Annotated in this window: 7 protein-coding genes; 3 read left to right on the top strand and 4 right to left on the bottom strand. The window is 60.2% G+C overall.

The genetic code is table 11. The features are described from left to right. On the bottom strand, positions 1-472 hold a 472-nt coding region (locus Q8X51_RS31995), incomplete at its 3' end, for a ribonucleotide-diphosphate reductase subunit beta (protein ID WP_407694880.1). A gap of 234 nt (positions 473-706) precedes the next feature. Continuing rightward, positions 707-2119 (bottom strand): aminotransferase-like domain-containing protein, encoded by a 1413-nt coding sequence (locus tag Q8X51_RS31990; protein ID WP_074846512.1) that lies wholly within the window; start codon positions 2117-2119, stop codon positions 707-709. 124 nt (positions 2120-2243) lie between these two features. Here Q8X51_RS31990 and Q8X51_RS31985 point away from each other — a divergent pair, with 124 nt between their 5' ends. The 3 genes from Q8X51_RS31985 to Q8X51_RS31975 all read left to right on the top strand — a co-directional run bounded on the left by Q8X51_RS31985 (position 2244) and on the right by Q8X51_RS31975 (position 5296). Continuing rightward, complete coding sequence (locus Q8X51_RS31985; protein WP_065923925.1) at positions 2244-2876, top strand: LysE family translocator; 633 nt, start codon at positions 2244-2246, stop codon at positions 2874-2876. Positions 2877-2961: 85 nt separating this feature from the next. Continuing rightward, a complete protein-coding gene (locus Q8X51_RS31980; protein WP_323147341.1) occupies positions 2962-4020 on the top strand; it encodes a diguanylate cyclase in 1059 nt (352 codons plus the stop codon). A gap of 46 nt (positions 4021-4066) precedes the next feature. After that, entirely contained in the window at positions 4067-5296 is a 1230-nt protein-coding gene (locus Q8X51_RS31975) for a M20/M25/M40 family metallo-hydrolase (RefSeq protein ID WP_407694879.1), read from the top strand. Between the two features lie 97 nt (positions 5297-5393). On the opposite strand, the gene Q8X51_RS31970 is transcribed toward Q8X51_RS31975, so the two are convergent. Together Q8X51_RS31970 and Q8X51_RS31965 are read right to left on the bottom strand one after the other, a co-directional pair. Further along, positions 5394-5813, bottom strand: coding sequence for a hypothetical protein (locus tag Q8X51_RS31970; RefSeq protein ID WP_137213191.1), 420 nt, complete (start codon positions 5811-5813; stop codon positions 5394-5396). A 3-nt stretch (positions 5814-5816) separates the two neighbouring features. Beyond that, positions 5817-7934: RHS repeat domain-containing protein (locus Q8X51_RS31965; protein WP_407695005.1), on the bottom strand; the 2118-nt coding region annotated here is incomplete at its 5' end.

Below are 7934 nucleotides of genomic sequence, written 5' to 3'. Positions count from 1 at the left end.
AGTCGGCGGTGGAGAAGAAGCCGAGGTTGCGCATGACGATGCGGCGTTCGTCGTCGGTCAGGCCTTCGGGGTTTTTCCACAGGGCGATGTCGGCGGTCATGTTGACCTCTTGCGGCATCCAGTGGTTTGCGCAGCCGTCGAGGTACTTCTGCCAGGCCCAGTCGTACTTGAAGGGCACGAGTTGGTTGAGGTCGGCGCGGCAGTTGATCATGCGCTTTTCGTCAACGGCGACGCGGGCGGAGGCGCCTTCGAGTTCGGCGAGGCCTTCGGCGACGTCGAGTTTGTCCAGGGCGGCCTTGGCGCGCACGATGGCGGCGGAGTCACTGGCGGTGACGGCGCGTGCTTCGATGGCGGCAGCGGCGCCGGCACCGTCGAGGCGGTCCATGTTGGCTTCGGTGGCGTGGCCGGCGTTGGCGCCCTTGATCACGGCTGCACCGGTGTCCTCGTTGTCGACTTCATCCCAACTCAGCATTGAAATACTCCCTTCTGTTCTGTTTTGACGGCATGTGAACCCGTCCAAAAAAATACGATCTGCAGGCTGCCAGGCATTGAAATACTGCGCAGAGTGTGGTCGGTGATTACCGATGCTGCACACTATGTAGTGGTCTGTTCTGTTTGTTGGCACACTATATGGTGTGTAACAGAATGGGTCAACGAACAAGAAAGGATCGAACGTCGCAGGGGGTGGCAGAACCGCCGCTGTCGTTCAGGACCCGCCCGCAGCCTCGAGTAACAGCGCTTCAAACACCTGCTGCACCCGTGGCTCATCACTGTGGGCCACGTTGAAACGCATCGAATCGCGATGGGCCGGGTCGTAGCCGAAGAGCGCGCCCGGCGCCAGTACCAGGCTGCGTTTCAACGCTTCCTGGGCCAACCATTCGCCGTTCACACCCGCTGGCAGGCGCGCCCAGATAAACATCCCGCCCTCATAGGCCATCGGCAACTCGCACCCGCAGCGCCGCAGCCATTGCTCCACGCGCCCGCCGGCTTCCATCAGGCGTTGGACCATGCGCTTGCGATGCTTGGCGTAGCTGCCTTCGCTGAGCATGCGGTAGACGATCTGCTCGAACAGTTCCGAGGTCACGCCGCCGCTCATCAACTTCATATTGGTCAGGTTGGCGGCCAGTTGCGGCGCGGCCACCACGAAGCTGACGCGGGTGTTGGCACTGAGGATCTTCGAGAAACCCGACAGGTAGGTGACCTGGTCCAGCCCGGCGAGGGTGGCCAGGCGTGGCGGCGGGTTGGGGTGCAGGTCGCCGTAAAGATCGTCCTCGACGATATGGCAGTGGTACTGCTGGGTCAGTTGCAACAGGCGAAACGCCTGGCTGGGGCTGAAGGAGTGGCCGGTCGGGTTATGCAGCACGCTGGTGGTCAGGTACAGGCTCGGACGGTGTTCGGCCAGCAGTTGTTCGAGGGCGGTGAAATCGAAACCGTCGGGGCGGCGTTGGATGGTCACCACCTTGACGCCGTGCAGCGCCAGGTTGGCGTGGAAGTTGAAATAGCACGGTGCGTCCAGCAGCACCGTGTCGCCGGGCCTGGCGAGCAGGCGCATGAGCATGTCCAGGCCCTGCAGGGTGTTGGGGGTGGTGATGATTTGTTCCACCGGGACCGACAAACCGTCGGCGTGCAGCTTCTGTTGCAGGGCCAGGCGCAAGGGCAGCAGCCCGGCGGGCGTGCCCAGCCCGGCGATGCGCAACGACGGCGTGCGCACCACGCTGCGCATGGCCTGGCGGATGCCCTCGGCGTCCAGCCAGGCTTCCGGCAGGTGGCCGCCGCCGGGGCGCAGCTCGCCGCCGGCGGTGACCAGCGGGCGACGCAGCACGCTGAGCAGGTCCTGGGGCAGCAGGTCGACCCACGCCACCGAGACCGGACGCGTGCTGTCCATCGCTACGAAGTAGCCACGCCCCTGCCTGGAGGTGAGCAGGTTGCGCCCGCGCAGGCGGTCCAGGGCTTCGTTGAGGGTGAACTTGCTGACGCCCAGGGTCTGGGTCAACTCCCGCACCGACGGCAACTTGCTGCCGGGCGCCCATTCGCCGCTCTCGATGCGCTGGCTGAACGCCTCGACGATCTGCTGCACCTTGGGTGTGCCGTCCACGAACGCGATGGCGGATACAAACATAAACTGTCCTTGTGTTTGCCGGTGCTTTTACCGGTGAAGTTTGGCCGAATTAGGCCTGACTTTACCTGCCTTGTGCAACGGCGCTTGCCTACACTGCAGGCCTTCTCACCCTGGGTCCAAGGCCATGACCAGCGCATTGACGCTCTCTTCGTTTCTCTACTTCCTGCTGTTTTGCGCCACCATGACCTTCAGCCCCGGCCCCATGACCCTGCTGCTGTTGAGCTTGGGCTTAAAGGACGGCCTGCGCAGTTCGCTGCCGGCCCAATTCGGCGCCAGTGTGTCGTACCTGATTTCGATCCTGATCTTTGCCGTGGGCTTTTCGGCACTGATCAAGGGCAATCTCGCCATCACCCAGAGCATCCAGATAATCGGCGTGGTCTACATCCTTTACCTGGCCTACAAACAATGGACCAGCAGCGGTGTCGCCATGGATAAGGCCGCTGGAGTAGAGGGCGCACGCCGCTTGTTCGGCAAGGGTTTGCTGACCGGGTTCTCCAACCCCAAGACCCTCATCATGTTCAGCGCTGTATTCCCACAGTTCGCCGGGGCAGGGGAGCAACGTTCGGCGGTGGATATCGCCATCCTCGGGGCGACCTTCCTGGTGCTGCAATTTGCCAGCGGTTGCCTGTATTGCTACTTCGGCCAACGCATCAAGCACGTGCTGGAAAACCCCAGGCGCCGTGTGCTGTTGCAGCGGATTACTGCGGTGCTGTTGCTGGGTGTGGCGTTGATGCTGGCCCGCGGTTTTCCCCACTGAATGGTTTGGATGGGGAATGAGCAGTAGTGGCGAATTGCTGGCGCCCTGATAGACTCCGGGCATTCATCCAGGATTACAGCCCTCCATGCCTGCCGTCGGAGGAAAAGGATTTCCGCTCGCTACCCGTTTGTATAAATCCCGCACCTTAGGGCTGACGCTCGGTTTTGTGTGCGTAGTGTTTGGCATGTATCCGCTGGATCCGGCGCCATGGGTGTGGGCCTGGATGGTGATCAATGCATTTGTCTGGCCGGTCGTGGCCTTTCAGCGCTCGTTGCGTACTAGCCATACGCTGCGCAGTGAGCGGCGCAATTTGCTGTTCGATTCGTTTTGCGGCGGTTTCTGGGTCGCGACCATGCATTTCAACCCGCTGCCCGGTGTGACGACCCTGTCGATGATGACCATGAACAACGTCGCCATCGGCGGTCCGCGCTTCATGCTGGCGGGGTGGGCGGCGCAGGCGCTGGGCATCGGCACGTCGCTGTTGATATTCACGCCGGCCTTTATCGCCACGACCACCCCGGTCCAGCTCTATGCCTGCCTGCCGATTCTGATGCTGTACCCGCTGGCGCTGGGTTGGATCTGTTACCGCCAGGCGGTGACCCTGGCCCGGCACAAACGCGAATTGCTGGCGCTGAGTCGCACCGACAGCCTGACCGGCCTGCTCAACCATGGCGCCTGGAAAGACCATCTGGAGATCGAGTTCCAACGTTGCCGCCGCGAACAGCAAGGGGCCGCGATTGCGTTGATCGACATCGACCATTTCAAGCTTATCAACGACACCTATGGCCACGTCACCGGCGACATCGTGCTGCGCCAACTCAGCAAAGTGCTGCGCCAGAACCTGCGCGCCACCGACCTGGCCGGGCGCTACGGCGGCGATGAATTCTGCGTGATCCTACCGGGCATGCCGCTCAACCGTGCCACGGAAGTGATGGATGCCTTGCGCGATCGCTTCAACGCGTTGGCGTACGCCCAGGACCCTTCATTGCGCGCCAGCTTGAGTATCGGCCTGGCGCCGTATCAACCGGGGCACGCCGATTCCACCACGTGGCTCAACGACGCAGACCTGGCGCTGTATGAAGCCAAGAGCAGCGGGCGCAACCGGGTCAGTTCGGTGCACGGCACTTGGTTGCGGTCGGTCTAGTGGGGTAGGGTGAGGCGGCACCCCAACAAAAAACAAGGACCGGTTCATGCCCTTCACCTTCCCGCGTACTCTCCTGGCCGCCACGCTGGCCTTGTCCTTCGCACTCCCGGCCTACAGCGCCGAACCCCACCGGCAGATCCAGGCGGACGCCGAACAGTACAAGGCCCCGGCCCTGAAACTGCTGGAGCGCCTGGTGAATATCGATTCGGGTTCCGGCTACGGGCCAGGCCTGACCCAGGTGAGTGACGTCGCCGTCGATGAACTCAAACAGCTGGGCTTCACCATTGAACGGGTGCCGGATGCCGCCGCCAACAGCAGCCATGTGATCGCCACCCTCAAGGGCAACGGCAAGGCCAAAATCCTGCTGATGGCCCACATGGACACCGTGTTCAAGGAAGGCTCGGCGGCCGAACGGCCGTTTCACATCAAGGACGGCCGCGCCTATGGTCCCGGGGTGATGGATGACAAGGGCGGCATCGTCGCCGGTATCTACGCACTCAAAGTCCTGAAAAACCAGGGCTTCAAGGACTATGCACAGATTACCTTCCTGCTCGATGCCAGCGAAGAAACCGGTTCCGACATCGCCTCTGAACTGATCCGCAACACCGCCAAGGCCCACGACGTCACGCTGAACCTGGAACCCGGCCGCCCAGCCGACGGCCTGGTGGTGTGGCGCAAAGGCAGTGCCACCGCCGTGGTCGAAGTCAAAGGCAAAGCTGCCCACGCCGGCGTGGCCCCGGAGCTGGGGCGCAACGCCGCCATGGAAGCCGCGCATCAGATCCTGCAGTTGGGCAAGCTGGGTGATGAAGAGAAGAAAACCACCATCAACTTCACCGTCATCAAGGCGGGCGACCGCACCAACGTCATCCCCGACCAAGCCACCGCCAAGGCCGACGTACGCGCGGCATTGCCGGAAGAGTTCGACCGGATCGAGAAGGACCTGGTGCGGGTCTCCGCCAACAAGCTGATCCCGGAAACCGAAGTGACCACCACCCTCAAACGCGGCCTGCCGCCCATGCCGCAGACGCCGGAGTCGGACAAGCTGGTGGCGATTGCCCAGGGGATCTATGGGGAGTTGGGTAAAAAGTTGACCATTGAAGGCAGCGGCGGGGCGGCGGATGCCAGTTTGTCCGCCGGGGTGGGGACGCCGACGTTGGATGGGTTTGGGATTGTAGGGGGGAATATTCATACGCCGCAGGAGTATGCGGAGGTGGAGAGTGTTGCACCGCGGATCTACTTGCTGAGTCGGATGATTATGGAGCTTTCGAAGCGTTGATGAGGTCGCTCACCCATTATCGTGGGGTGAGCACGCTTTTGTGGCGAGCGAGCTCGCCACAGGGGATTGTGGTTTGCCAGGGGGAGTTGCGGTGGGACTACCAAGTTGACTGGTCTTCGAGGCTGGCTTTTTGGAGGTCGTCTTTCCAGACCTCGTTCGCTAAGCGATAGATTTCGAAGAATAAACTTCGGGGGTCTTCTATTTCAGTCTCGTCCCAAGCCATCGTTGAGTACTCCTCCGGATCGTTCTCAAAATAAGAGTGGAAGTTATAGTTTTCCGTATGTAAAGCAAGGGATAAGTTCTCAACTAGCTTGTATCTGTGACGATAGGAAAGCTTGTTGTATGGATCTAGGCAATATTTGAGTATGAGGCTTTCCCTGTCTTTACTGTCGTTAGGGTTGTAGTGGGATAGTTTTTCTCCCTTGGTTTCCTCTTGGTCGTAAATATCAAAAATACCCACGAAATAGTACAGGCTAGCGTCGAAAGGTATTTGGTCTGAAGAAGGATGGAATAGCATTTGTTATTCCTTAGTAGGAAATAGAGTAAAGGGTGTGCCGTCTTCACGAAATTTCATCTCGGCGCCATTCATTGATGGGTTGAAGGTTGGGTTGTTTTTGTCTTTCTTGTTGGGTTTGTAGCCGCGTCCTGCCCCTGGTAGTTCTAAACGTACGATATCGTTTTTCTTGTCATCAATGCCCGTGTAAAGCGGTAGTCCCCTTTCAGCCCTGGAGGTGGCTTTCGTCCATGCCTGGAGTTGGAGTTTCCAGCTATTGAATTGTGAGCTTGGGACCCCCATTTTGTTTTTCGGAGTATTACCCGTTATTGGATCCTTCCCATCTATTGATCGTCGACTCATTTTGGTGTCCTGTACCTCTGGCCCGTGTTTACCGACCATATGCATGTCGTACTTTGCTTCGTATTCCAAGACTCGGTTCTTCGCATTGGCCTCGGTTAGCTCCTCAATTCTCGCTTGTCGCTGCACACGTGTCAGTTGCGGTAGTACGGGCTCTCCGTGATCAACACCTCCAGTTGGGTTTTGAGCGGTAGGCCTTGGTTTGCAACCATCTGCCCCCGGGCAGGTGCTTAAGCCCAGCGGATCTACCCACCCTGTGGGATTGGGCACGTACTGGTACGCGTTGATCCCACCCGCCAGCTTCACCGGATCTGGCGTCAGGTAACACCCAATATCCGGATTGTAGTAGCGATGACGGTTGTAGTGCAGCCCGCTTTCCTGATCGAAGTACTGACCCTGGAAACGCAGCGGGTTGTCGATTATGCCTTTGTCGAGTCGGCTGATCTGGCCGTAGGCGCGGTAATGCGCGGACCAGACGATGTCGCCGTCTGGAGAGGTGAGTTCTTGCGGCGTGCCGAGGTGGTCGAGTTGGTAGTGATAGGGCTTGGTATCTTTTGGGCCGAAGCCTTCCAGCAGTGCCAGCGGACGGAAACTGTCGGGTTCATAGAGATAGCTGCGATGGCGATCCGCATGGTGCTCGGCAATCAGCCTGTCGCCTTGCCAGAAAAACTCCGTCGTTAGGCCGTCCACGGTTTTGCTGATGCGCCGCCCAAACGGGTCGTAGCGGTAGCTGGCGGTTTGGCCGTTGGGTTGGGTGATGCCTATCAGCCGATGCTGGCAGTCGTAACGGTATTCGGTAACGAGTTGATGGCCTTTGCCACGCCGCTCGCGGATGAGGTTGCCGAAGGCGTCATAGTCGTAGTGGCGGTCGCCCTGGATCATCAGGCGGTTGCCGGCGACGATGTCGGGGCCGGGGCGGTCTTGCATCAGCAGGTTGCCGGCCCGTGTGTGGCCGAAGCGTTCCTGCAGGTCTTGGGAGTGGTCGGCGCGGGTGAGGCGGCCTAGTGGGTCGTAGTGGTAGCGGTGTTCGCCTTTGCGCGTGTCGAGCAGGCGGGTGAGGTTGCCGGTTTTGTCGTAGTCGTATTGACGTTGGTAGAGGTGATCTTGTTGCTGGGTGATTGCGTGGGCGTGCAGGCGGTGTTGGTCGTCGTAGTGGTAGTGGCTGAGGAGTTGGCCTTGTTGGCGCTGGTGTTCCTGGCCGGCTTTGAACAGGTGAGAGGTCAGCAGCGCGCCGTTTAATTCGACGGTGGCGAGGTGGCCGCCTTTGCCGTGGTTGAACACCAAGCGGTTGTTGTCCGGTAGGCGCAGGTGTTGAAGCTGGCCGCAGGCGTCGTAGCCGTAGCGCAAGGTGCCCCAGCCTTGGTGTTCGGCGGTGAGGCGGCTTTGTTGGTCGTATTCGTAGGCCAACGCCCAGTGGCCGTCATCGACGCTGAGGAGGTTGCCCTGGCGGTCGTAGGCATATTCAACAAGGCTACCGTCGGGCAGGGTTTTTCTGACGAGGCGTCCGGCGTGGTCTCGCTCGTAACGGGTAACGAGCTGACTACCATCGTCACCGTGTTCGGTCTTTTCCTGCAGGTTGCCGTTGAGGTCGTAGACGTAGGCCGTACGCTGCCCGTCAAAGCCGGTTTCCTGCTGGATCAGGCCATTGGGGTGATAAGCAAGTCGGTAGGTCTCGCCAACCTCGTTTTCGATCTCGGTCAGCAATAACCGCACGTTATCGTAGCGGTACTTGACCTGAGTGCCATCAGCGTTGATGCGCCGACTGATCAGGTGCAACCCGTCGGC

Origin of the sequence: Pseudomonas sp. Yb2C2, assembly GCF_052112325.1 — a bacterium.
Taxonomy (GTDB): domain Bacteria; phylum Pseudomonadota; class Gammaproteobacteria; order Pseudomonadales; family Pseudomonadaceae; genus Aquipseudomonas; species Aquipseudomonas marginalis.
This window is presented reverse-complemented; position numbering and strand designations above follow the sequence as displayed.